General features: G+C 42.2%; 24 protein-coding genes and 2 pseudogenes. 10 read left to right on the top strand and 16 right to left on the bottom strand.

The window, feature by feature from the left end:
• Nucleotides 1-21: 21 nt before the first annotated feature.
• Genes flgD through flgB form a run of 3 tightly spaced genes read right to left on the bottom strand, consistent with a single transcriptional unit; the run spans nucleotide 22 to nucleotide 1,553 of the window.
• On the bottom strand, nucleotides 22-717 hold the full coding sequence (gene flgD, locus ACGF5R_RS12460; protein ID WP_112879180.1) for a flagellar hook assembly protein FlgD: 696 nt from the start codon (nucleotides 715-717) through the stop codon (nucleotides 22-24).
• Between the two features lie 12 nt (nucleotides 718-729).
• On the bottom strand, nucleotides 730-1,134 hold the full coding sequence (gene flgC / locus ACGF5R_RS12465; RefSeq protein WP_112879181.1) for a flagellar basal body rod protein FlgC: 405 nt from the start codon (nucleotides 1,132-1,134) through the stop codon (nucleotides 730-732).
• A 5-nt stretch (nucleotides 1,135-1,139) separates the two neighbouring features.
• The gene (gene flgB / locus ACGF5R_RS12470; protein ID WP_112879182.1) at nucleotides 1,140-1,553 is read right to left on the bottom strand and encodes a flagellar basal body rod protein FlgB; all 414 of its coding nucleotides are present in this window, start codon (nucleotides 1,551-1,553) and stop codon (nucleotides 1,140-1,142) included.
• A 237-nt stretch (nucleotides 1,554-1,790) separates the two neighbouring features.
• On the opposite strand from flgB, the gene flgA reads away from it, so the two are divergent.
• The 4 genes from flgA (at nucleotide 1,791) to ACGF5R_RS12490 (ending at nucleotide 4,800) form a co-directional block, all read left to right on the top strand.
• On the top strand, nucleotides 1,791-2,450 hold the full coding sequence (flgA, locus tag ACGF5R_RS12475; RefSeq protein WP_387691106.1) for a flagellar basal body P-ring formation chaperone FlgA: 660 nt from the start codon (nucleotides 1,791-1,793) through the stop codon (nucleotides 2,448-2,450).
• Nucleotides 2,451-2,574: 124 nt separating this feature from the next.
• On the top strand, nucleotides 2,575-2,877 hold the full coding sequence (gene flgM, locus ACGF5R_RS12480) for a flagellar biosynthesis anti-sigma factor FlgM (RefSeq protein WP_112879184.1): 303 nt from the start codon (nucleotides 2,575-2,577) through the stop codon (nucleotides 2,875-2,877).
• Nucleotides 2,878-2,888: 11 nt separating this feature from the next.
• Nucleotides 2,889-3,329 (top strand): flagella synthesis protein FlgN, encoded by a 441-nt coding sequence (locus ACGF5R_RS12485; protein WP_112879185.1) that lies wholly within the window; start codon nucleotides 2,889-2,891, stop codon nucleotides 3,327-3,329.
• A 340-nt stretch (nucleotides 3,330-3,669) separates the two neighbouring features.
• Nucleotides 3,670-4,800 (top strand): hypothetical protein, encoded by a 1,131-nt coding sequence (locus tag ACGF5R_RS12490; RefSeq protein ID WP_112879186.1) that lies wholly within the window; start codon nucleotides 3,670-3,672, stop codon nucleotides 4,798-4,800.
• 149 nt (nucleotides 4,801-4,949) lie between these two features.
• Here ACGF5R_RS12490 and ACGF5R_RS12495 read toward each other — a convergent pair whose 3' ends face one another.
• The 10 genes from ACGF5R_RS12495 to flhB form a co-directional block, all read right to left on the bottom strand.
• Complete coding sequence (locus ACGF5R_RS12495; RefSeq protein WP_387691108.1) at nucleotides 4,950-6,458, bottom strand: hypothetical protein; 1,509 nt, start codon at nucleotides 6,456-6,458, stop codon at nucleotides 4,950-4,952.
• Nucleotides 6,459-7,318: 860 nt separating this feature from the next.
• Nucleotides 7,319-8,806, bottom strand: a complete 1,488-nt coding sequence (locus ACGF5R_RS12500; protein WP_387691110.1) for a hypothetical protein — start codon at nucleotides 8,804-8,806, stop codon at nucleotides 7,319-7,321.
• Between the two features lie 66 nt (nucleotides 8,807-8,872).
• The gene (locus ACGF5R_RS12505) at nucleotides 8,873-10,384 is read right to left on the bottom strand and encodes a hypothetical protein (RefSeq protein ID WP_387691127.1); all 1,512 of its coding nucleotides are present in this window, start codon (nucleotides 10,382-10,384) and stop codon (nucleotides 8,873-8,875) included.
• An 84-nt stretch (nucleotides 10,385-10,468) separates the two neighbouring features.
• On the bottom strand, nucleotides 10,469-11,983 hold the full coding sequence (locus ACGF5R_RS12510; RefSeq protein WP_387691112.1) for a hypothetical protein: 1,515 nt from the start codon (nucleotides 11,981-11,983) through the stop codon (nucleotides 10,469-10,471).
• Between the two features lie 35 nt (nucleotides 11,984-12,018).
• Nucleotides 12,019-12,441: a hypothetical protein gene (locus tag ACGF5R_RS12515; RefSeq protein ID WP_387691114.1), complete on the bottom strand. Its 423-nt coding sequence runs from the start codon at nucleotides 12,439-12,441 to the stop codon at nucleotides 12,019-12,021.
• 18 nt (nucleotides 12,442-12,459) lie between these two features.
• A complete protein-coding gene (locus ACGF5R_RS12520; protein WP_387691116.1) occupies nucleotides 12,460-14,031 on the bottom strand; it encodes a hypothetical protein in 1,572 nt (523 codons plus the stop codon).
• 179 nt (nucleotides 14,032-14,210) lie between these two features.
• Entirely contained in the window at nucleotides 14,211-14,654 is a 444-nt protein-coding gene (locus ACGF5R_RS12525; RefSeq protein WP_112879191.1) for a hypothetical protein, read from the bottom strand.
• Nucleotides 14,655-15,517: 863 nt separating this feature from the next.
• Nucleotides 15,518-15,937 carry a hypothetical protein gene (locus ACGF5R_RS12530; protein ID WP_387691118.1) on the bottom strand — a complete coding sequence of 140 codons (420 nt, stop codon included), beginning with the start codon at nucleotides 15,935-15,937 and terminating at the stop codon, nucleotides 15,518-15,520.
• A 508-nt stretch (nucleotides 15,938-16,445) separates the two neighbouring features.
• Entirely contained in the window at nucleotides 16,446-18,527 is a 2,082-nt protein-coding gene (flhA, locus tag ACGF5R_RS12535; RefSeq protein ID WP_387691120.1) for a flagellar biosynthesis protein FlhA, read from the bottom strand.
• Nucleotides 18,520-19,671: a flagellar biosynthesis protein FlhB gene (flhB, locus tag ACGF5R_RS12540; RefSeq protein ID WP_387691122.1), complete on the bottom strand. Its 1,152-nt coding sequence runs from the start codon at nucleotides 19,669-19,671 to the stop codon at nucleotides 18,520-18,522. Before flhB ends, flhA begins: the two co-directional genes overlap by 8 nt.
• A 215-nt stretch (nucleotides 19,672-19,886) precedes the next feature.
• Between flhB and ACGF5R_RS12545 the strand changes: the two are divergent.
• The 5 genes and pseudogenes from ACGF5R_RS12545 to ACGF5R_RS12565 form a co-directional block, all read left to right on the top strand.
• Nucleotides 19,887-20,627 (top strand): annotated as a pseudogene (locus tag ACGF5R_RS12545) (S-type pyocin domain-containing protein); the annotation flags it as partial.
• Nucleotides 20,624-20,812, top strand: coding sequence for a CPCC family cysteine-rich protein (locus tag ACGF5R_RS12550; protein ID WP_262980560.1), 189 nt, complete (start codon nucleotides 20,624-20,626; stop codon nucleotides 20,810-20,812). The pseudogene ACGF5R_RS12545 and the gene ACGF5R_RS12550, both read left to right, overlap by 4 nt.
• A 356-nt stretch (nucleotides 20,813-21,168) precedes the next feature.
• Nucleotides 21,169-21,636, top strand: a complete 468-nt coding sequence (locus ACGF5R_RS12555) for a DUF6392 family protein (RefSeq protein WP_262980561.1) — start codon at nucleotides 21,169-21,171, stop codon at nucleotides 21,634-21,636.
• 106 nt (nucleotides 21,637-21,742) lie between these two features.
• On the top strand, nucleotides 21,743-22,210 hold the full coding sequence (locus ACGF5R_RS12560; RefSeq protein ID WP_262980562.1) for a DUF6392 family protein: 468 nt from the start codon (nucleotides 21,743-21,745) through the stop codon (nucleotides 22,208-22,210).
• A 107-nt stretch (nucleotides 22,211-22,317) separates the two neighbouring features.
• Nucleotides 22,318-22,785: a DUF6392 family protein gene (locus tag ACGF5R_RS12565; RefSeq protein ID WP_112879199.1), complete on the top strand. Its 468-nt coding sequence runs from the start codon at nucleotides 22,318-22,320 to the stop codon at nucleotides 22,783-22,785.
• 260 nt (nucleotides 22,786-23,045) lie between these two features.
• Here the strand turns inward: ACGF5R_RS12565 and ACGF5R_RS12570 are convergent, their stop codons facing one another.
• Both ACGF5R_RS12570 and ACGF5R_RS12575 read right to left on the bottom strand, forming a co-directional pair.
• On the bottom strand, nucleotides 23,046-23,297 hold the full coding sequence (locus tag ACGF5R_RS12570; RefSeq protein WP_112879200.1) for a DUF2442 domain-containing protein: 252 nt from the start codon (nucleotides 23,295-23,297) through the stop codon (nucleotides 23,046-23,048).
• Between the two features lie 84 nt (nucleotides 23,298-23,381).
• Nucleotides 23,382-23,585 carry a DUF4160 domain-containing protein gene (locus tag ACGF5R_RS12575; RefSeq protein ID WP_205068666.1) on the bottom strand — a complete coding sequence of 68 codons (204 nt, stop codon included), beginning with the start codon at nucleotides 23,583-23,585 and terminating at the stop codon, nucleotides 23,382-23,384.
• A gap of 107 nt (nucleotides 23,586-23,692) precedes the next feature.
• On the opposite strand from ACGF5R_RS12575, the pseudogene ACGF5R_RS12580 reads away from it, so the two are divergent.
• Nucleotides 23,693-23,884, top strand: a pseudogene (locus tag ACGF5R_RS12580) (hypothetical protein); the annotation flags it as partial.
• Nucleotides 23,885-24,255: 371 nt separating this feature from the next.
• Here ACGF5R_RS12580 and ACGF5R_RS12585 read toward each other — a convergent pair.
• The gene (locus ACGF5R_RS12585) at nucleotides 24,256-24,678 is read right to left on the bottom strand and encodes a cupin domain-containing protein (RefSeq protein ID WP_112879201.1); all 423 of its coding nucleotides are present in this window, start codon (nucleotides 24,676-24,678) and stop codon (nucleotides 24,256-24,258) included.
• Nucleotides 24,679-25,503: the final 825 nt, after the last annotated feature.

Here is a 25,503-nt window from a genome sequence, read left to right on the forward strand (position 1 = left end):
CTCCGTTAAAATTCTTGTTGGTTAAAGAATCTGACGTATCTGATCCATTGTGACAGTACCGATCCGTCCTAAATCTAACTTAGCGCCGTCCGCGTCACGAGTAACGCCATTTACCTTCGCAAACCTCAGCGGCTGAAATACTCTCTGTTCGCCTTTATAGCTGGCAGTAATGGTGAAGTTATAAGCGCCATCCTCAACATTAGTGCCATCTTCTTTTTTGCCATCCCAAGGGTGGAAGCTATGGACACCCGCTTCCAATCCACCGAGATCAATTTGGCGTACAACAGTCCCTTGTTTATCAGTAATGGTGACTTGCACACTATCCGCGGGCCTTTCCAACTCAATACCAAATGGTGTCGTACTGACGTTCCCAGCTTCTTTGTTTAAACCAGCCAAAATAGTATTCCCAGGGATCATCACGCCCCGTCCAATCAGGGCCGATGCCTGTACAGGCTGATTATTATTTATCTGACCAACAATAGACCCCAGGGTGGTATTCAGCTTTTCGATCCCCGCGAGTGTGTTAATCTGCGCCAAATGGGAGGTCAGCTCATTGTTCTTCATCGGGTTAGTTGGATCTTGATTTTTCATTTGCGCGACCAGCAATTTCATGAAGTTGCTATTCAGCTCTTCACTACCCTTCTTCTTACTGGCCAATGCTGACTCTCCAGCAATCGTGTTATTCAGTGATTCATTCACTGAACTGGTAATAGCCATGAATCCCTCCTGTTACTGACCTAACGTCAATGTTTTCAACATTATCGATTTAGTTGTATTAAGCACTTCAACGTTGGCTTGATAACTACGGGAAGCGGAAATGGTGTTAATCATTTCTCCGACCACATCAACATTTGGCATCCGCACATAACCCTTTTCATCAGCCAACGGGTGTCCCGGCTGGTACTCGAGGCGGAAAGGGGTGGGATCATCCACAATTTCACTGACTCTAACGCCGCCTGTTTCTTGCCCCGCCGCTGCGGCAACCCGGAAAACCACCTGTTTAGCCCGGTATGGCTGACCATCAGGCCCTGTGACACTATCGGCATTTGCCATATTGCTGGCACTGACATTTAATCGTTGGGATTGCGCTGATAATGCCGAACTAGCAATATCAAAAACACTGAGTAAAGACATTGCCCTTATCCTTGCTGTAAGACTGACATCATGCTTTTAACTTGAGAGCTGGTCGCAGTCAGTTCAGCCTGATATTTCAAGCTGTTATCCATAAAATTGCTGCGTTCCATATCCATATCCACCGTGTTGCCATCCATCGCTGCCTGATAAGGCACCCGATACAGTAAGTCCATCTCCATTCTCTTCTGAGGCTGAATAGGAATATGCCGATCGGATGTCAGCGTCAGCCCGATCCCGTTTCCGGTAACCCGACCGTGTGCAATGGTTTTTTTCAGTTGTGTGGCGAAATCAATATCCCGCGCTTGATAACCGGGCGTATCCGCATTGGCGATATTAGCGGACAATATTTCTTGTCGCCGTGATCGCAATGACAGGGCTTCCTGCTGAAAATGAAAGGCTGCATCTAATTTATCGAGCATATTCCTCCCTCTAATGTGACTGACTTATGTTGTGAACCTTAATAGCGCTTTTCGCGATCGCGAAATTCGCAGTAAACAGAATAAACGCAGAAGGAAAAGCCTATCGGATGAATAGACGCTAATTGGATTGCTATTTATCCCATTGGCCGATATTCAATGTAGGTACACTTATATACGACTAAATGTACGCGACTAAAAGGCAGCGTATTGACCTACAGAAATAATGAGAGCGAGAAGATGCAAGCTATAAATATTATCGGGCTGTTCGCATTTTTCTTTATCACTTCGATGGCATGGGGCAATAATTTACCCCAAGCTATAGAGCACTATTTCCAGCGGATACACCGGGATAATCATCATAAAGTTTCTGTTAACATCAAAACCCCTGAACAACAATGGCCTCAGTGTGAACAGCCAGAAATTCAACCCGCTATCGGTGGTCAAAACTGGGGAAATCTCTCTTTACCTGTGATCTGCTATCAACAACGCAAATTCATTCAAGTCTCTGTCAGTGTGACAGGGAATTATCTGGTTACCCGCCGAGCTATCTCGCGTAATGATGTTTTATCAGATAAAGATTTTCGGGTCAGAAGTGGATTACTGGAAAGACTACCGCATGATCTGGTCATTAACAAAAATGAGATAAAAAATAGTATTGCGATACGTAACATCCCGGCGGGGCAGGCAATTACTCATAATATGTTACGCCGCCCGTGGGTTGTACGGTCAGGCCAGAGTGTGGCGGTGATTATACAGGGAAATGGCTTTCAGATACGAAACGAAGGGAAAGCTATTAATAACGCCGCTATTTCTGATAAAGTCAGGGTTCGAATAAATTCAGGACATGTTATAACCGGCCAGGCATTAGAAAACGGCAATGTAAAAATCATGTTATAAGTTCTAAAGTTTTCGTTCACTGTGCCGATATAACCAGCAGAGCACGATTTGCAGGTATGCAAATGGCATGTAACCTGCTCCGATCCATAGGTGAACCTATGCCTGGCCATAAAGGATAATGATTATGAGTATCGAACGCACTCACCCCTTATTAGCTATCGCTGCTGTTCAACAGCGACCAACTAATGAAAGCGCTCAGGGCACCCGAAAAACCGCCGGCGTTACCTTACAAAGCAGCGATGCACAAGTAAAACTGAGCGAAGCACAAACAAAACTGGTTCAACCAAGCAGCCAGGATATCAATATCCAAAAGGTGCAAAAGTTGAAAGAAGCTATTGCTCACGGAACCTTAAAAATGAACAGCGGTAAAATAGCAGACGCTCTGCTCAAAGAAGCCGCCGAAAACTTTCAATACGATAAGAAATAATTAAACCGGCTATGGAAGAACTTCAACAATTACTCAAACAGCAAGTGACCTATTTGACCTCGCTGACCCAAGCTATGGCGGAAGAACAACGTATTCTGTGTGAGGGTTTTATTGAAGCACGAGATTTGCACCAGATAACAGAACGAAAAATTTTTCTGTTGTCCGCACTTAGCCATTCAGAACAGCAACGTCTTAATTTGAGCAAAGCATTAAACATCATTGCGCCTTATGATAAGCAACCTTTGCTGGCCACATTATGGCAACAGATCGGCAAAGCGGTTATCCGGGTTCGTGATTTAAACACCCATAACGGTTCGTTGTTAACCCAGCATCTTGATTTAAATAGCAAAGCCATTGCTTTCCTAAAAAGTCATCATAGCCCATCTCTTTATGGTTCAGACGGCCAAGCTGCCCGTTACAGCATGCTTTCCGGCCACAAAGTTCAGGTTTGATTCAGTGCATTACCGCCCATTGCGGTAGTGCTACTTTTTATTGTTTTGATAGTATTTTTAAGCACCACCTTCCTGTTCAAACCGAGCTTCGTCGCTGCTCACAGAGTCCTCAAGCATGAATAATTCAAACGAAACGAAATGTACTGTGAAACAGTTGTTGCAATCAGGGAAGAAAAGATTAGCAAAAATCACCATTTGTAAGCCAACGTAACAATTGTGCAACGATAACGTTTTGCATGTTACGAAAATATATTGCAGAATAGGGATAAACGACAACGAATATTGACAATATAATTTTTAATTACGCAACATACGAGTTTCAACTTCAGGAACAATATTGATGCACAAGCAACTAAAAAAAAGAAAATCGAGCGGACAACAGATACCAAAAACGCCTCAGCAACAATTCAAAACTTACTGGAAGTCCATCGAAAAATACCAATTGAAGATCGCCAAGCTACAACAGCAACAAGACGAATTGTTCATGCGCTTTCAACAGGAGATCTTACCGGTAGAACATCAATATATGCAGTCCAGATATGATAAAGCGGCACGGTTGCTTTCATTTGCCGATAAAAAATCGCTGGGGAAAAACCAGCGAAGAGAATTATTTGTCTGGATAGAAGAAGAGCTTGCTGAGTTATGTACTTACCCCTTTAACGAAAACCTTGATCTCAATAAGTTGACCGATCACTTTTCCAATCTTCATGCGTTTAAAGAAGAGGAAATTCCGACACCAGAACAGATGGCTGAGATCCGGCAGACTTTTGGTGAATATTTTGATTTTAATGAAGAAATATCTGATGAAGAATTACTTGATATGATGAAAAACCCTGAAAAAATGCGTGCCGCCATAGAGCAGCATTTTCAACGGGAATCAGAACATTTCTACGATGAATATGATGCAGAAGAGACCATTGACTTCGACCCTGCGGAAGAAGACCAGAAAAAACTGGATTCTTTGTTTAAATCGCAGGAAGTGAGCCAAATGTATAGAAAAATAGCCAAGGTACTGCATCCAGATCGTGAACAGGATTTAGATGAGAAAAAGAAAAAAAACCAATTGATGGTACAGTTATCACAAGCCAAGAAAGATAATGATGTCTGGACGATAATAAACATGTATCACAAGTACATTGATCCAACTTTCAGTTTTAACAGCCGGGATATATCCGACATCAATAAATTGCTCAAAGCACGTATAGATATATTAGCCAATGAACTTAATCAGCTAAAAAAATCTGATTCGTTACCGGGCATGATTTGGCGCACACTGGGAGGTGAAACATCGAAGGCAATAGAGAATAACCTCCACGAACATTGCAAAAAATTGCGGCAAAATATAGAAAACGAAATCCAACTGCGCGAAAGCTTACGCTCACTCACTGTACTAAAAAGCTACCTTGCAGAACGACGTGATGCCTTAGAATTTGAACAAGAAATGATTGACTATTTTTTCAAACAATATTGAATCCGCTGAGTCTGACGTAAATTTCAGCGGCTTACTTATATAGTTTACCGACCATTAGCCGCACACTGCGTCAGTGCATTACCACCCATTGTGGTAGTCCCATTTCCTTGTAATATATACAAAAAATGGGGCTATCCTAGATTAGACCATCATTTGATATTCTCAAAAACATAAACTGCACCGGCTTTGGGCTTAGAATCGACACTCTCTACTGCTGCACCAACAGCAAAACTTGTCCCCGCCTTATTCAGGCCAACAGGTCCACCAAAACCATTTAAATTGTCTGAAGGGTTCAAAATCTCCATCGGTGTTTCCATATTCCACTTATTATTCAGACAGGTATATACATACACCCTGGAAGACGTTCCCACTGCCAGACGATCCCCAGCATCATTCAGTTCGAGAAAATTGCCAAAATATACGTCACTTGTAGGAGCCGAAAACTTAATGGGATTTTCTCTATCCCAGATCCCATTCGTGCGCGTATACAGATAAACCTCCCTAACAACATTAGTGGATTGATAAGAACTTGAACCCACCACCAGACGATCTCCCTCTGCATTCAGGCTAAAAACCTTGGTAAAACGACGTAATTCATCTTTAGGGGCCATAAACTTAATGGGGTTTTCGCTATCCCAGATCCCATTCGTGCGTGTATACACATAAATCGTGCTTATTGTGGAATCATCGTAACCATGCACCGCCAGACAGTTTCCTGCGGCACTCAGGGCGATAGCCTTGCCAAAATCAAGAGAACTCGAAGGGACCGGAAACTTAATGGGATTTTCTCTATCCCAGATCCCGTTCGTGCGTGTAAACATATAGAACGTAGAATGTAACGTAGGTGGTTTGTATTCGCACCCAGCCACCAGACAGTCTCCTGCTGCGTTCAAGCTGATACCCAAGCCAAAGATTTCAGTGCGGCTCGGAGCCGGAAACCAAACGGGCTTTATTACATCCCAGACGCCATTTGTGCGCATATGTACACCAACCCTCTTTTCGGAACTATTGGCCCCACTAGCTGCCAACGCCAAGCAACCTCCCGCCGCATCCAGACAGACATCCCATGAAAATCCATAATGATCACTTTGATAAGACTCAAGCACAATAGGAGTGCTTATATTCCACTCACCACTCTTCCGGCGCGTATATACACAGACTTTATTAATCATCCCAACCGCTAAACAGTCTCCCGCGGCATTCAGGCTAACAGAAGTACCAAAGTACTCCCTCGCTTTAGGAGAAGGAGAAACAATACGCGTCATCATAGTACGTTTCAAACCTAACACCTGCGTGATCTCCATCCGCTCCCACCGCGATAAACTGAAAAAATCCGCAAATTGAACCTGCCGATCGGCATCCAATTTCAGATACCCTCCCCCATCAAAAGAGAGTCCACCTTCTGGCTTCAAGGATAGCGCCAAAGCCCCCTGTTCAAAGTTTAACCCGCCAGAATGCTGGGTGTTGAGGGCCAGTTTTCCTTTGTCATCTCGTTTCAACCCTGTGGTTGGGCCATCACCCTGAGCGCCATCAATGATTTCATATGCCTTATATGCCTCATCAATCAAGCGGGAAAATGCTTCCGGCATGAGTCGAACACCAGATTTAAAACTCGCTTTCAATGAGTCAACGGTATTAATTTCTTTATCAGTCATCACATTTCCCCAAAAGCCATATTAGACTGTCAGTGCCATCGGTTTCTGTTAATGCTTTATCCACTTCGTTAAAGTCGATGGAGTTAAGCGACAGTACTGACCACGAAATACACTACAATTAATTCCTTCACACCTTTTAACTCGATATCCTGCGGCTTGGCGTCACTTAACTTCGCTTATTGCCTCAGATATGTTGCTGTCTTCGAAAAACATATCTCCGATGACCTGATTTAATATTTAACTTGAATATGTCATTCGCTTTTCGTATAGCACAATCTGATATTATTAAGCATTATGGAAATGTGAATTTCTGCCAATTATTCAATAAAAAATTAATTGTTTTTATAAAATATAACATAAAGATATATCGCTTAAATAATAATTCAACAACTATTATTATCTATTGTAGCAACAACTATAAAGTTAATTAGCCTCAAATCAATCTATTAAAAAATTTAATAAAAAATAAAGTAACCAATAACATACCAAAACATCATTATTTAAAAAAATCCTTTAATTATCATTCAACAAGTGTATTCCATTTTAATTTTCAAGAAAAACTTAGCATATATTTAAATAATATCAAAATCATAATTACCACCAAATTAAATACAATATAAAATTATCCGAAATGATAACACCACGTCCTTTTACAATATGTCCCTGTCATGTTTAATTAATTTTTCTTAGATTTTATCTAAAGCTTATTTTCCATGTTTTAAGGTGAAAAGCGAACTAATTGTTAGATACTCATATTCTGTTGTGTGCCGCCAATAATCTTACAAGAAAGAACAATTGAATTAATTTAATGTGGATGAAATGCCAAGGGTAGAAGATAATATCCAGCTTAGTGATTATAGCCATCATGTAACATTCTCAAAAACATAAACTGCACCGGCGTTAGGCTGAGAATCGACACTCTCTACTACTGCACCAACAGCAAAACTTGTCCCCGCCTTATTCAGGCAGGCAACCTTACCAAGACCCTTGAAATAGTCTGGAGGACCTGAAGGGTCCAAAATCTCGATAGGTGTTTCCATATTCCACTTATTATTCAGATAGGTATACACATACACACTGGAAGCCGCCCACACTACCAGACGATTTCCCACACCATTCAGTTCGATAGCGCTGCCAAAATACGTTACGCCGCTAGGAGCCGAAAACCTAATGGGATTTTCTTTATCCCAGATCCCATTTGTGCGCGTATACAGATAAACCTTCAAATTATCATCCGCCCCCACCGCCAGACGATCTCCCTCTGCATTTAGGCTAAAAGCCCTGCTAAGACCACGTGAGCTATCTTCAGGGGCCTCGAACTTAATGGGGTTTTCACTATCCCAGATCCCATTCGTGCGTGTATACACATAAATCATGCCTCTTAGCTCGTAACTATCGTGGTAATGCACCGCCAGACAGTTTCCCGCAGCACTCAGGCGAGCAATCCAGCCAAACTCATAAGAATTCGAAGGGACCGGAAACTTAATGGGATTTTCTCTATCCCAGCTCCCGTTCGTGCGTATAAACATATGGAACGTAGAGTGGTATATGCCCCCTGCCACCAGACAGTCTCCTGCTGCGTTCAAACTGACATTCACACCAAATAATTCACTGGCGCCCGGAGCCGGAAACCAAACGGGCTTTCTTACATCCCAGACGCCATTTGTGCGCGTATATACACCAACCATCTTTCCGCCATCAGCGGGCGCTCTACTTCCCAACGCCAGGCAATCTCCCGCTGCATCCAGACTGACATTAAACAAAGAGCTATAATATTCATTATGAATAGGCTCAAGCACAATAGGCGTGCTTGTACTCCACTCACCACTCTTCCGGCGCGTATATACACAGACTTTATTACCCATCCCAACCGCTAAGCAGTCTCCCGCAGCATTCATGCTAACAGACCCGCCAAAGGATTCATTCTTCTTAGGAGGGGTAGAAACAATACGCGTTATCATAGTGCGTTTCAAACCCAACACCTGCGTGATCTCCATCCGCGCGCGCCGCGATAAACTGAAAAAATCCGCAAACTGAATCTGCCGAGCAGCATCCAATTTCAGATACCCTCCCCCATCAAAAGAGAGTCCCCCTTCTGGTTTCAGTGATAGCGCCAAAGCGCCCTGATTAGAATTCAACCCGCCAGAATGGTAAGTGTTGAGGGCCAGTTTTCCTTTGTCATCTCGTTTCAGCCCTGCGGTTGGGCCATCACCCTGAGCGCCATCAATGATTTCATATGCCTTATATGCCTCATCAATCAAGTGGGAAAATGCTTCCGGCATAAGCCGAACACCAGACTTAAAACTCGCTTTCAATGAGTCAACAGTACTAATTTCTTTATCAGTCATCACATTTCCTCAAAAGCCGTATTAAACAGTCACTGCCATCCGTCCTCTGTGTTCTCTGCCCTCTGTCCTCTATTTGACATCCTCAAAAACATAAACTGCACCGGCTTGGAGTTGAGAATCTACACTCTCTGACTCTGCACCAACTGCCAAAATCGTCCCCGCCTTATTCAAGCTGACAGATCCACCAAAAGTATCTAAATTGCCTAGATTGCCTAGATTGCCTGAAGGGTCCAAAATCTCCATAGGTGTTTCCATATTCCACTTATCATTCAGACAGGTATATACATACACCCTGGAAGCCGCACCCACTACCAGGCGATCTCCCGCATCATTCAGGTCGAGAGAACGGCCAAAATACGATACGTCACTTGCAGGGGACTGAAACTTAATAGGATTTTCTGTATCCCAGATCCCATTCGTACGCGTATACAGATAAACCTTCCCATTAATAATGGGTGAATCATCATCCGCCCACACCACCAGACGATCTCCCTCTGCATTCAGGCTAAAAACCTTACTAAAACCGTCTAGGTTACCTTTAGGGGCCTTGAACTCAATGGGGTTTTCTCTATCCCAGATCCCATTCGTGCGTGTATACACATAAATCGTTCCTCTTGCAGAAGAAAAATCTTCTCCAAACACCGCCAGACAGTTTCCCGCAGCACTCAGGCGGGCAGCATCGCCAAACCGAATAGCATTCGAAGGGATCGGAAACTTAATAGGATTTTCTCTATCCCAGATCCCGTTCGTGCGTGTAAACATATGAACCGTAGTGGCTTCGCCTCCAGCTACCAAGCAGTCTCCCGCTGCGCTCACGCTAATATTCGAGCCAAAGATTTGATTGCTGCTCGGAGCCGGAAACCAAACGGCCTTTCTCGCATCCCAGACGCCATTTGTGCGCATATGTACACCAACCCGCTTTTCGAAATCATAAGGCCTACTACTTGCCAACGCCAGGCAATCTCCCGCCGCATTCAGACTGACATTCCATGAAGAGCTAACATAATCACTTTGAAAAGACTCAATCACAATAGGCGTGCTTGTACTCAACTCACCACGATTCCGGCGCATATATACATAGACTTTATTAATCATCCCAACCGCTAAGCAGTCTCCCGCCTCATTCAGGCTAACAGAATAACCCAAGGACTCATACTTTTCGGGAGAGGGAGAAACAATACGCGTCACTATGGTGCGTTTTAAACCCAATAACTGCGCGATCTCCATCCGCTCCTGCCGCGATAAACTGAAAAAATCCGCAAACTGAATCTGCCGATCGGCAGCCAATTTCAGATACCCTCCCCCATCAAAAGAGAGTCCCCCTTCTGGTTTCAGTGATAGCGCCAAAGCGCCTTGATTAGCGTTCAACCCGCCAGAATGGTGAGTGTTGAGGGCCAGCTTTCCTTTGCTATCTCGTTTCAGTCCTGCGGTCGGGCCATCACCCTGAACGCCATCAATGATTTCATATGCCTTATATGCCTCATCAATCACATGAGAAAAGGCTTCCGGCATGAGCCGAACACCAGACTTAAAACTCGCTTTCAATGAGTCAACAGTACTAATTTCTTTATCAGTCATAATATGTCCTCAAAAGCCGTATTAGACAGTCACCGTCACCTGTTCTCTGTTCTCTGTTCTCTGTTCTCCGTTTTCTGTCCTCTGTCTTCATTTGACATTATCAAAGATATAGACTGCACCGGCTTCAGGCGCGGAACCGACCTTGGTTAAAACCGCACCAACCGCCAAACTCGTTCCTAACTTATTCAAACTGACAGCCTTACCAAAACCATTTACATTGTCTAAATTGCCTGAAGGGTCCAAAATCTCGATAGGTGTTTCCATATTCCATTTACCATTCAGATAGGTATACACATACACTCGGGAAGCCGCCCCCACTGCCAGACGGTCTCCCGCATCATTCAGTTTGATAGTGCAGCCAAAATACGTTACGCCACTTGCAGGAGCCGAAAATTTAATGGGATTTTGTGTATCCCAGATCCCATTCGTACGCGTATACAGATAAACCTTCCCATTAATAATGGGTGAGTCATCATCCGCCCCCACCGCCAGACGATCTCCCTCTGCATTCAGGCTAAAAACCTTGCCAAAACCGGGTGAGCTATCTTCAGGGGGATTGAACCTAATGTAGCTTTCATCCCAAGTCCCATTCGTGCGTGTATACACACAAACCATGTTTATTGCAGGAGAAGGATAATTAATATTGGTACCATGCACCGCCAGACAGTTTCCCGAAGCACTCAGACAAATCATGGCAACCTCGTTACCATAATCCGAAAAATAAAGCTTAATGGGGCTTTCTCTGTCCCAGATCCCATTCGTGCGTGTATACACATAGAGCTGAGATCTGTCTCCCCCCACCACCAGACAGTCTCCTACTGCGCTCAAGCTGACATTTACATCATAGCCGCTATAAGAACGCTGGATTGGAAACACAATGGGATTTTTTGTATCCCAGACGCCATTCGTGCGCATATACACACAAGCATCCATTTTATAAACATCGGTTTCTCTTAAGTATCCTACTGCCAGGTTATCTCCCTCCGCATCCAGACCGACACTCCATGAAGCACTGCGATATTTATCGCCATAAGCCTCAAACACAATGGGCGTGCTTGTATTCCACCACTCATCCTTCCGGCACATATACAAATAGAGCACTTTCTCCATCCCAACCACTAAGCAATCTCCCGCCGCGTTCAAGCTAACAGAAGTGCCAAAGCGTTCATTCTCTTTAGGGGAAGGAGCAACAATACGCGTCATCTTGGTGTTGGTACTGCGTTTCAAACCCAACAACTGTGCGATCTCCATCCGCTCCCACCGCGATAAACTGAAGAAATCCGCAAACTGAACCTGCCGATCGGCATCCAATTTCAGACGCTTTCCTCCATCAAAAGAGAGTCCACCTTCTGGCTTCAGTGACAGCGCCAAAGTTCTCTGATCAAGGTTTAACCCGCCAGAATGGTGAGTGTTGAGGGCCAGTTTTCCTTTGTCATCTCGTTCCAGCCCTGCGGTCGGGCCATCCCGCTTATCACCATCAATGATTTCATATGCCTTATATGCCTCATCAATCAAATGGGAAAATGCTTCAGGCATGGGCGGAACACCAGACTTAAAACTCGCTTTCAATGAGTCAACAGAACTCATTTCTTTATCAGTCATAATATGTCCTCAAAAGCCGTATTAGGCAGTCACCGTCATCTGTTTTCTGTTCGCTGTTTTCTGCTTTCTGTCTCAGCATTCAATAACAACTTGGCAATTTGTTCCCTCGTCTCCTCAGGAAGCAATTTAAAAGCTTGTGCTGAAACCGCTACAGTACCATCCACCGACAACGCCCCAGATTTATCCAACATCAATCCCCCATTGGGCTGTAGCCTTAACGCAAGCCCTCCCGGTTCCACCGCGATGCCATTGCCAGTCTTAACCGCCAAACGGTTATCGATAATCTGCAATCCGACCCCCGGATGATAAGCTTGATCACCATCCTGCCAACCAAAAAGCTGTCGCCACAACGTGGCCCAATCAATCAGTGAATAAAATGCAGCCTCAGTCGGGATCTTGCCAGGGGCGAAGTGGGTACCAAGCTGACTGACCGTTTCATCTGTTATCTCTTTCGCCATCGTCTTTTCCTCATTTAGCTAGTCGTAAAGGTAAACTTTCCCTTCGCCACTTTTCCAGCCACTGGCGCCAATCGCCAATGTATTGGCGTCACCGCTAAAACAAACACCGGCGCCAAATTTATGGTTTGATTCCCCATCTAGCTCCAGTAACCTGCCCTGCATAATCCACTGTTCATTCTGATAGCTAAACCACCACACCGCCCCGGTTTGCACACCTGTGTCATTTTTACCAACAGGTGTTGACACCACCAGTATCTGGCCGTCACTACTCAAAGAGAGTTCGCTGCCAAACCTTTCCCCGGCACTCACCGCTTCTCTCAGTATCCCCATAACTTGCCATACATTACTGTGACGCTGGTACAGATAGACCGCACCAATATTGTTCTTCTCTCCCGGACACCCCACCGCCAGAATATTGCCGCTATCGCTCAGGCTGAGACTAGCGCCAAAGTCGTCTTTGCTGATGGTTAAAGGCGAAGTCAACGGATTGAGCGGCAGTTGCGGCTGCCAGTATTCCCCATGACGATGAAATATCGTCACTTCACCATTACCATTACGCCCCGTTGCCGCCACTGCCAAGGTTGAACCATCCGCACTCAAACTTAGTTTGCCGCCAAACATATCGCCCTGTGCCGGAGAAGCTAAGGTCAGACGCTCACCAAGCTGTGACCATTTCTTTCCGTCATACTGATAAAGATACGCTGCGCCGCAGTTAGTCAATAAACCCGATCTCCAGCCATAAGAACCTACCGCTAATAGTGTGCCATCAGCGCTCAAACTCACAGCGCAACCGAAATGCTGCTGAACGTTCGCCTCACTAAGCCAAATTTTGGCCGATTTCTCCCACACACCATTTGCCAATCTGTGATAAACGAACACTGAACCATGCCCGCCATCACTGTTTCGGTTATCAATACCCACCGCGAGAATATTACCGTTTCGATTCAGACTTAGCGCTCTGCCGCCATAACCACTAACGTAATCAGCGAATTGCTGCCGCCAACCATTATCGGTATAAGAAAATAGATATACAGGTTCCTTAGCCTCTGCCCCACTAAGCGCGATAGTTTTCCCATCGCCGCTGACACTGACAACAGCGCCAAGGTTTTTATTGTTACCGTTGGTCGGCAAATCAAACGCGGGCAACTGCGCCTTACTTGCTGCCATCTCCTCAGCATGAATCAGCCAACGGTAAAGCTCCCTTTTTTGTTCCTCTGTAAAACTCTCAAACAATGCCAGCGACAATTTAAAGTCGGGGCGTAATCCCAATTCGCCATTAATGAACTGTAAGCCGCTGCTCTTATCAATATTGACAGCAATTTCACGGTCTTCCCCGATATGCACCCCTTCTCCGGGATTCACTAAGAGTAAATTCACTTCATCCAGATCCCGGTTCAATCCTGCTCCTGGATTATTATCGGCCTGATCAGCATCCAGCCCGGCCAAACGCCGCCCTTCCGCCGCTATTTGCACCAATTGAGCATAATTTTCACTTTTCGGCAGGGAATATAATTTAAACCAGGATTTGACTTCCTCTTTATCCAACGGATTATTCTCGCTGGATGTAATAGATGTCTTGCTGTTAGCCATTAATACCTCCAATTCAGAATGACAGATAAGTTGATGTTATTACACGCCGTTCTATTCTTTTATTTTCGGGATAAACAATATTCTGGCTTTATCCCTCTCTTGATACTTCTCTTTATTCTAATTGACCGCTTTATCGGTAAACTTTACCGAATCGTCGGGCATGGTGATATGTTTAGCCCCTAAACGGGCATTCCTTCTCTGGGTACAAACAGCACCTCTGCGGCTTTTAGCTGTTCGTAGTCTTTCTTACTCCAGAAGAATTCTTTATCGGCAAACTTCGCCAAATCATCGGGTGTGGCAACATGTTTAATCCCCACACCGCGTATTTTTTCTGCGGGTATAAACAACACCCTTACAAATTCTATCTGCTCGTAGGTTTCCTCACTCCAGTAACCTTCTTCATCGACAAACCTCACCAAATCACCGGGCGTGGCGACATATTTAATTCCCAAGCCAGGTGGAATCTCTCCGGCTGGCGTAAACAACACTTCCGCAATTTTCATCTGTTCATAGGTTTCTTCATGCCAGAAGAGTGATTGATCAGCAAACTTCGCCAAATCATCGGGTGTGGCAACATGTATCACGACAATATCTTCTTGATGTAGCGGCGGTTCGGTGGACATAATGTTCCCCCTATTAATAAAGTCAGACCTTGGTTAATGTGTTATAGTTGATAGTTGATACTGCCCTCGGAAGACTCGCTCCCGATGATTCTTATCTAATATTTAACTTGACTACGCTATTCGTTTTTCGTATGACACAACCAGCTATATTTAAGCATTATAGAAAAGCGAGTTTTTGCCAGTTATTTGATGAAAATTTAATTGCTTTTTTTTAGAAATCTCATATAAAAAGATATTATTTAAATAACATTCGACTAGTGCCGCAATAACCATTCATTTTATTAGATTTAAATCAATCAACCAAGAATTTTATTATGAAAAATATAATAATCAATGACACTTATAAATGTTACATATTTACACCAAGCTATTTCATTGCTAAATAATAAAAATTTTACTTTAATAATTAAGAGAATATCGCGTACACTTAAATAACACTAGAATTATAATTATCCACATTAAATAATTCATTACTGGGGAGAACCGATAAAATGTTAAAGGGAGATGGTTAATATATGCAAAAAAATTGTTAATAGCCATGTCAATTATCTCTTTAATTTTTCACAATATTAAACCAGACGGACAATTCATTTAAATTAAGAGATTTATTAACGAATAATAAAAAATTAACAATATGCAAAATATAAATTTCTAATATGGAATTTCAGATTTAATAGAATAGAAAACTAAGCATTCGTCAGCCAGCTTTATATCTGATAATAGGGTTGATAGTATGGAACATGAGAGTTACCTGGCGTTTTGTTTAAGATTTCAAATCTATACAAAAACCGGCAACTCTCAATTTTTCAAGGTTCTGTATCAGTACGAGTCGCACCTAATACACATTAAATTAACTTAATCGATTATTTCCCAAATATCTTAGTTTTAGCTGGTATTCCATCTGAGAATTTCGTACCACTCCAGTCTATCCGATTGGGTGGTATGCCGAATTTTTTCCACGTTAATTTAACAGACACTCCAAGTATGCATGCAGCAATAAACCGATGCTGACCATCCATGATGTGAGTAAGCCCCGTCTGGCTATTGCGCCAGACAACGATTGATATTGGATTTCCCTTTGTTTTGAAGTTTGCTATTTTTTCGTCAACAACTGTTTGAAAAACTTCTGCTTGAGCGGGTAGTGGTGCATAATTCCCAATATCCCTTCGTCCTACAGGACTGCCCTTTAATATTGATGTGTCATATGTGTCCTCATTTCCTTTTAGTTGAGGTCCGTTTTCTGTTTTTCTTAATGTTACGGGATTTAACATATTTTTATACATATTTAACTCTCATCCTTTTGAATTGTGTAGGGAATCAGATATTACTGAATTTTCTTTTTTCGTCACCCAATTTTGTGTATTATTTTTTATCTTTCCTTTATCACTCTTTTATTCAGCATTTGACTGTTTAACCCGTTATTTATTATTCTCACTCAGTATGACTTGATCTATTTTTAATCTATTTCGAGAATTTTTTAATATCAGCCACGGACATAATATTCGTCATGAATAAACTTAATAATCGTTCACGTAATACATTTAGGCACAAAACACCCAATGAATTATTTTCACATAAAAAAGTTCACTTATTATATGAGCGCACAAATATTAAATATAAAATTTATTTTTTAAGAATCTAAATTAACTTAAAAATAATTCACTTATTTTTTGATATTAGATTATTATTACTAACCTATAAGTACATTAGCAATTATTATTTAATAATGAAAAAACCGAAGTGAATAGAAATCACTTCGGTGATACTTGTAAAAAAATGCTATTGATACCGCTATCCGTTACCACCAATGGTCGCGGTCATACGAATCTGACGGTTATCACTGATTTCAAGATTAGATAAAACCACTAATTGAGGCAAAGCCCTACGCAAGAAACGCGATAACAGCGGGCGTAATGCATGATTAACCAACAGTACCGGAGGCGCGCCCAACATTTCCTGACGTTGTAGTGCTTCCGTTGCCTGCCGTTGCAAGTTATCCGCCAATCCGGGTTCCAAACCACCGCCATTTTGTAACGCCTGAATTAACAAGCGCTCAAGGCCCGCATCCAATCCGATGACCTGAATTTCCTGCGCTCCGGGGAACCACTGTTGAGCAATTGCCCGACCAAGCGCAATTCTAACCAAAGATGTCAATTCATAAGGATCAGTTTGTCCAGGCGCATGTTCAGCCAAGGTTTCAATAATTGTCCGCATGTCTCGAATCGGCACTTGTTCGGACAACAGATTTTGAAGCACCTTGTGCAAGGTTGTCAGATTAACAACATCAGGAATAAAGTCCTCGGTCAGTTTAGGCATCTCTTGGCTGACTCGCTCAAACAGTTGCTGGGCTTCCTGACGACCAAACAGTTCATTGGCATATTGCGTCAACAGATGATTCATATGGGTCGCAACCACCGTACTGGCGGCAACCACCGTGTACCCCTGAACCTGAGCTTGCTCTCTGAGGCTATCATCAATCCAAACCGCAGACAGGCCAAAAGCGGGATCTTTCGTGATATCACCTGGCAATTCCCCCACGGTGCCACCGGGATTAATCGCCAGCCAGCGCCCCGGATGCGCTTCACCACGACCAATTTCTACCCCTTTCATCAGAATACGGTAGCCCGCTGGGGCCAGTTCAAGGTTATCCCGGATATGAACAACTGGCGGTAAGTATCCCATCTCTTGGGCAAATTTCTTACGAATGCCGCTGATTCTACCCAATAACTCACCATTCTGGCGAAAATCAACCATCGGGATCAGGCGATATCCCACTTCCATACCCAAAGGATCTTCAAGCTGAACATCGGACCATGAAGCTTCTGATGTCTGTTGCTGCTCTTCTATTTTTGGTTTTTCTGTATTTATTGCCGGCGCATCAGTACGGCGATACAGATACCAGCCAAGACCAGCTAATGCCGCGGTAAATAACAGGAAAACAAAATTGGGCATTCCCGGAACCATGCCCAACAATCCGAGAACACCCGCGCTCAACATCATCACTCTGGGATTGTTGAACAGTTGAGTTACCATCTGCTGACCAACGTCCTGATCCGTTGCTACACGGGTAACAATAACACCCGCCGCAGTAGAAATAATGAGAGCAGGTAACTGTGCAACCAAACCATCACCAATGGTTAACAGGGTATACGCTTCTCCCGCATCCCCCAAACTCATACCATGTTGGGCCACACCAACAATTAAGCCGCCAACGACGTTGATAACTAAGATCATCAATCCCGCAATCGCGTCGCCGCGCACAAACTTACTGGCGCCATCCATCGAACCATAAAAATCCGATTCTTGTGTCACTTCAGCACGGCGTTTCTTCGCTTCTTCTTCACCAATTAATCCGGCATTTAAATCGGCATCAATTGCCATCTGTTTACCTGGCATGCCATCCAACACAAAACGGGCGCCCACTTCGGCAATCCGCCCTGCACCTTTAGTAATGACCATAAAGTTAATCAATACCAAGATGATAAATACCACAATACCGATAGCAAAGTTGCCACCAACCAGAAAATGGCCAAATGCCTCTACAACGTGCCCCGCTGCCGCAGAACCCGTATGCCCTTCCAATAAAATGATACGGGTTGAAGCTACATTAAGAGATAAGCGCAATAACGTGGAGAACAGCAAGATGGTCGGAAATGCGGCAAAATCTAGCGTACGCCGGGTAAACATCGCCACCAGCAACACCATGATTGATAGCGCTATGTTAAACGTAAACAGCAAATCAAGCATGAATGGCGGCAATGGCAATACCATCATCGACAAAATCAAGAGGATCAATACCGGCCCGGCAAGCATTTGCCACTGCGAGCCTTTCATATTGCCCGGTAAACGAAGTATAGAGGCCAGATTAGCCATGACGATTATTTTCTCCAGCAAAATCCAGTGCTGGCGGCACTGGCAGATTTTCAGGTTTCTTCGGCTTCAAGCCGCCTTCCCGTTTCCAACGTTTCAATTGGTAGACCCAAGCCAGAACTTCCGCGACGGCTGCATAAAGCGTCGCGGGGATTTGCCCGCCAACTTCACTATGGCGATAAAGCGCCCTGGTAAGTGGCGGCACCTCAAGTAATGGAATGCGATTTTCTGTACCTATTTCTTTAATCCGTAATGCAATAATCCCCGCCCCTTTCGCCAATACTTTCGGCGCACCCATCGCTTTTTCATCATATTTCAGCGCAACAGCATAGTGAGTCGGGTTGGTGACAATGACATCCGCTTTAGGTACATCCGCCATCATACGCTGACGGGCAGCCGCCCGTTGTTGCTGACGGATACGCGCTTTAACATGTGGGTCCCCCTCTTGTTCTTTAAATTCATCCTTTATTTCCTGCCGGGTCATTCTCAGTTTTTTCAAATGGCTGTATATCTGGTAAACAACATCGAAAGCCACCATCGGTATCAACATGAAAACCACCACATAACCGGCGAATATCAGCATTTGCATAGCATCATCCAGCGCCAACAATGGCGGTTGAGCTATGAGCCGCAACATGGCAGGCCAGTTCATCCAAAGGAACAAAGCGGCGCCAATACCGACAAATCCTGCTTTAAGTAGTGCTTTGAATAATTCCGCCAACGCATTCATTGAAAAAATACGTTTCAGGCCAGAAATGGGATTCAATTTTTTCGGATCAAATTTGATGGATTTGGTACTGAACACTAATCCACCCAATAGCGCCGGAGCACTTAATGCTACTAACACTAATCCGGCAAAAACCGGCAACAAAGCCAAAACAGCTTGCTGGAGCAATCTGCCAATCTGTTGAACCATCTGTTTATCATTGCTGACTACATTGTGATCAAAGCTAAACCCTTCAAACACCATCAACGACAATTCATGCGTCATTGACTGACCACTTATCCAGAGCAAACTTAAACCACTGGTCAACATCAATATAGAACTCAGCTCTCTGGAGCGGGCTATCTGCCCCTCTTTGCGGGCTTTTTCCCGCTTATGGGGAGTGGGTTCTTCTGTTTTCTCAAGATCGCTATCTTCAGCCACGGATTTCCTTGTCAGCGTTTAAAACATTGTCGGTCAGAAAATATGGAATCAAATGGCTGTTAGCATGACAAAAGAGAAAAAATCCGATGGCTGGAACAATGGGAAATTTGACCGGGTATTTGCGGGATCAAGTTCAATAGTATGAGCAATCCAAGATAACCAAATGACTGGCAGCAAATGCGATTAATGTAAGAACCAACGACGTTGTACTTTACTTAAACCAATATCATCTTAGTGAAATTGCTGAACAGTTCGGTAAAGCACCGACTCGCGTTCGTTTTCGCTGGATCAGAGATGAAAAAAGCGGCAGGATGACAGTTCAGGGCTATCACGTCAGCCCGGAAAGCGGTATGGAGAAAGTGCCGGTTCGTATGATGAAACGGACTCCGGTCACCGGTAATTATGAGTTCTGGGAACCGGGAGAATACCGGCCGACGATTTTATGGACACCAAACGAACAGGAATTCAAAGTTCCACCCCATACCGGGAATGAGGAACAGCCGTTTATTCCATCGCAGATAACCGTATTGCCGATCCCGGATAAGGTAGGCAGCGATATTGAATCGTTGCCAATGCCGGAAGAGAAGGATTTTCGCGATTATATTCTGATACTCCCCATCCCGAATATGCCGCCGGTGTATGTGTATTTGAGTAAAAATAAAGACACTCAGATTTGGACTGAAACAAAGAAATTACTACCTGTATCAAATGCATATAATCATTGGGAAAAACATAAGCATGAATTTCCTGAGCTTAAAAACTCTAAAGAATATGTTGATGCTACTCATGACTTTGTTAATAATCCTCCTAGTGGAACCTTAAGGAAAAAGAGAGCAAACGGTGATGAAATTTTTTATCACCCACTTTCAAACACATTTGCGTCAAAGAGCAAAGATGGTATTCCCAGGACAATGTTTAAACCGGAAAGAGGAATAGAATATTGGAACAGACAATGATGGAATATAATACTTGTCCGTGTTGCGGTAAACGGACAATTGAGCGTTTAGGGGAATATGAAATATGTCCGATATGTAATTGGGAGGATGATCCTGTTCAATCAGCAGACCCACATTTTTCAGGAGGAGCTAATTCTATGAGTTTAGAAGATGCGAAGAAACTCTATCTTTCAAAGAAAGATTGATTTTAGAGTTAAATATTCTTTGTAGTATTTCATTGCTTTTATTGTAAGTGATTAATATTTAGGTGAAATTACTATCAAATGAATTATTCGCATAATATTATCAATAAAAAATAGTGGCTTATAAGGACTGAGCTCTGCAACCAGCAGAGTTCAGTCATAACTATAATAAACTCTGTAAGAATGAAAGAGTATGTAAGATGGAATTAAAAAACAAAAGCTGACTTCAAGAATAATATCGAATGAAGGTACAGAGGAATAACAATATTTTGGTATTTCCAGTCGGTTCAGGTGTTAAACTACTATCCACCGGAATCAACTAGGGTGGTAGCTAGCAGGAGGCAAAAAGGGTTATACAAATGACAGTCAATGTAGAGGCATTAATAAACAGTTTGGGTAGGTCTCATCAGGAAATTTTTAATGAAGGGTTAATTCCTTATAAAACTAAGCCAATAGGATATCCTGGAGCTTCATTTATTGCTCTGAATATGGCTAAAGAGGGCATGCATTTAGCTTTTAAAAGAGATAGCAAAATTTTATTTGCTATAGAACTTTTTCTGCTTGATCAGAAGAAACCTTCCTACCAATTCCCTAATGAATTACCTTCTCCCTTGAAGCCCTTGATGTCTAGGAAATGGGTTCACGAGCAGTTTGGTAAGCCGGAAAAATCCCTTCCACCAAGAAAATTTCTCACAAAAGATGTTGGCTGGACGGAACTATATACGCTGTTGGATTTTCGGATACCAACCAGTATGCAAATTGATTACGATCTATCTGAGCGTGTCAAAAAAGTGACATTCTTACCCACCTCAGAAGTACGTTGGTAATTAATATAAAGAGAAGATTTTTCTTAAGAGCCAATTCATTAATCAACAGCTTGCAAAGCTAAGCTGAAAATGAATTGGCTTAATTGAGAAAAGAGTTATATAAATAATGACGATTAACATTGAAGCGTTAATTAATCACTTAGGTAGAACTTATCAGGAAATTTATAGTGAAGGGTTAATTCCTTATAAAACCAAGCCAACAGGAAATTCTGGAACTGAGTATATATCTCTAGATATGGTTAAAGAAGGTGTTTATCTTGCTTTTAAAAAGAAGAACAAAGTTTTATTTGATGTGACACTTACCCTATTGGATAGTGATAAACCATCATACACATTTCCAAATGAGTTACCATCACCACTGATCTCACATATGTCACGTCAGTGGATCCATGAACAATTCGGATTGCCTGAAAAGTCAAAAGAGCCAAAAGTGATAATGAAGCAAGAGTTTGGATGGGTTGACTTGTACACGATACTAGATTTTCGTATACCAACTAACATGCAAGTTGATTACGATTCATCAGAGCACGTTAAAGAAGTGACTTTTCTACCCACCTCAGAAGTTCGTTGGTAGTCAATAAAAGAGTTTTTTCTTAAGAGCCAATTCATTAATCAACAGCTTAAAAGGTTAAATTGAAGATGAATTAATTGGCTTAGTTGAGAAAAGAGGTTATATAAATAATGACGATTAACATTGAAGTGTTAATTAATCACTTAGGTAGAACTTATCAGGAAATTTATAGTAAAGGGTTAATTCCTTATAAAACAAAGCTTAAAGGTGACTTAGGCTGTGATTATGTATCATTGAATATGGTTAGAGAAAGTGTGTATTTGGCATTTAAAAGAGAGAATAAGATTTTATTTGTTGTGACAATTACCTTAATTGATCGAGATAAGCCATCATATCAATTTTCCAACGAGTTGCCATCTCCCCTAATTTCGATGATGTCTCGTCAATGGGTTCATGAACAGTTTGGAGAACCTGAAAAGTCGCATCCACCTGAGATGATTATGAAGCACCAGTTTGGTCGTAAGGACTTATATACATTACTTGATTTCCGTATTCCGACAAATATGCAGATCTCCTATGATTTACTTGACCGTGTAGAATACATAACATTCTTACCCACCTCAGAAGTACGTTGGTAGTCAACATAAAGAGAAGATTTTTCTTAAGAACCAGTTTATTAATCAGTAGTTTAAAAAATTAAACTGAAAATGAATTTGAATTGACTCAATCAAAAATGGAATAATTAATTGAATTTTAGGCAAAAAAAGCACCCTTAAACCATGCTCGCCATTTTTCATCCGTAAATTGTATTTTAGTCAGTCCATCAATAACCTTCTAGAAAATGACTAAAACGCTCGCCTTTACCAATATCCAAACGCAAGCAATGCAAACAGTTCAATCATATATTACCCCTTAAGTGGGATTTGAGCTTTTTGTAGAGTGCGTCGGGTGCCAGATCAGCATCATTCGGCCAGCACACTGCGCCACACTCATCAACACGCGCTTGGGCAAAGAATTTCTGCTCTTTCAGTGGCTCTAACATGGGTCCGAACAACCGATCCGCGATGCACACCTCTCCATAGGTACCATCATCGAACGTCACCGCCAAGGTGTATTCTGGCTTTATTTCCACTTTCGTTACTCTGCGCATGATAATCACTCCAGCGGTTCAATCTTGTTGAGAGGCTGATGCTGCTCAGCCAGTTGCCAGTCATTCAGCAGATCCTGCCTGTGCTCAACCGCCCATTCGATGACCATAGCCTTTTGCTCGTTTGGGCAATGAGCCTTCCATGACCTCCAAGGTTTCAATTGAGATAATAGCCTCATGTTCACCGTAGTAAGCATGGAAATGAGGCGGATTATGGTCGTCGTAGTACATCCGGATCAGGATGCCAAAAAACTCACTGATAGTTGGCATTTGTAATGGCCTGAGAAACAATGTTTCACCAATCACATAATGCTATTCAAAGTAGCACTAAGATTGACACTACTCAACCATTAAATACGAGATATAAATATCGAGAAAAGGAATCCTTTAGTTGGTTCATCAATCCCCAAATACGAATACCCAATATTTCTCAGATAGAACATTCACGACACTGTAGTGTGCAAGGATTAATGTTAAATGTGTTAGAGGGACAGATAGCTTATTGTCACAAAGAGAACAAAGTCACTGAATATTTCCTGCTTAGAAATGGATATGTTAGTAACGGCTTAACCAGAACTCAGGTTATTTAAGTTAATTTCCATCCGGAAACTCATTACCACCACCCATTGAAATTATTTTCCAATTTAAATATTAGATTAAAATAATTTCAATAGTCATTTCCACCTTTATCATTACAATAGAATATTATCTCTAATATATTTCTCCATTTTATTTACAGTAAATCTAATGTTTCATCGGCTAGTACCTGATCCCCTTCATGAGATGCTCATATATATTGATTGAAAAAATCTTATATCATCCTTTTATCACTCCAATTACTTCTCCTGATTTATAATTATCTTCATGAATATAATGTTAGATACTTTATCTCTGGCAGAATATCATGGCATTCTCGCAATTCACCAAGCACTAGCACATGTTTAATTCAATTTATCCCAAGTTAAACCTTTAATTCTTCTGGGGTTCCCTCTCTATATGGCACCAACGTCGTCCTATCTTGCGAATCAACCGCACAATGATTATTACCGACAACAACCATGACCAAATCGCTAGTTGCTTTAATCGCGTGATCTATTTGTCCATTCACAAAATAACAAACTCCAGGCTCTATTTCATGCTTTTCACCCGCATAAATAACATAACCCGTTCCTGCGAGCACAAATAAGATATGATGCCCTAAGTGAGTATGATTCTGCATCCCTTCATCTTTGCTGAAACGAATTAGATCAGCACCAAAGCCATCAAACGAAACTAATCCCTCACCCGTTCCCATACTGTTAACCATTTTATGACTTCTAGCCATTGTATCGACAACGAGATGTTCACCATTCCAGTGACAAAACCTATTTTTAATAAATTCCATATTACCTTCCTTTTATCTCTATAAATAAAATTTTAAAGTAACTATCATCTCTCTTTATTAATTGAAATAATACTATCTCTCTATCAAGTAAATAATATTTCCCAGTAAAATTTAATCATCACAAATCATATAGACAAATAAACTAACTGGTTACTAACAATATATCAAACAGAAATATGTAATTCCATAGTAGTATTTTACAAATATTCACTTTGTGATAACAATCACTGTAAAACGCTTATTTTAAATATCTTTGTAGAAGATAACCTCAGTTTAAAATGATATTATCCAAAAATTAGGTTAATTATATTATTAAATCAGGACAATAATAACATTAACCAAACTGGCCTTAATCCTCACTAAAAATAACTATTTCAAAGATGTATATACCCTATGGATTTCAAGATGCATCGCGACGGCAAGGGAGCGAATCCCCGGGAGCATAGATAACTATGTGACCGGGGTGAGCGAGTGCAGCCAACAAAGAGGCAACTTGAAAGATGACGGGTATAAATACAAATTTTTTATTTTAACCAAGAAATATATAAAATTAATCCTACTACTACTCTCAATAAAAATCTTATTATGCTACAGCAGCTAACATACTCATTAGAGAAATACCCTTTAACTGCTCAAGCATCGTTTTAATTAAATACTACTTTCTTAGCCAAATCCGCCGAGGACCTTCTTTCAATACAAACGGAAACATAAGACAATCATAACCACCCGCATAGCGGGTGGTTTGCTCTAGCCCTATAAGGGCATGTTACCGACTGCGCCTAAATGACGCGGCTTTCTCTTCGTTCAAGCTAAGTGTCTTTGCTG

The sequence above is a fragment of the Photorhabdus sp. RM71S genome, from assembly GCF_042879355.1.
Classification (GTDB): domain Bacteria; phylum Pseudomonadota; class Gammaproteobacteria; order Enterobacterales; family Enterobacteriaceae; genus Photorhabdus; species Photorhabdus kayaii.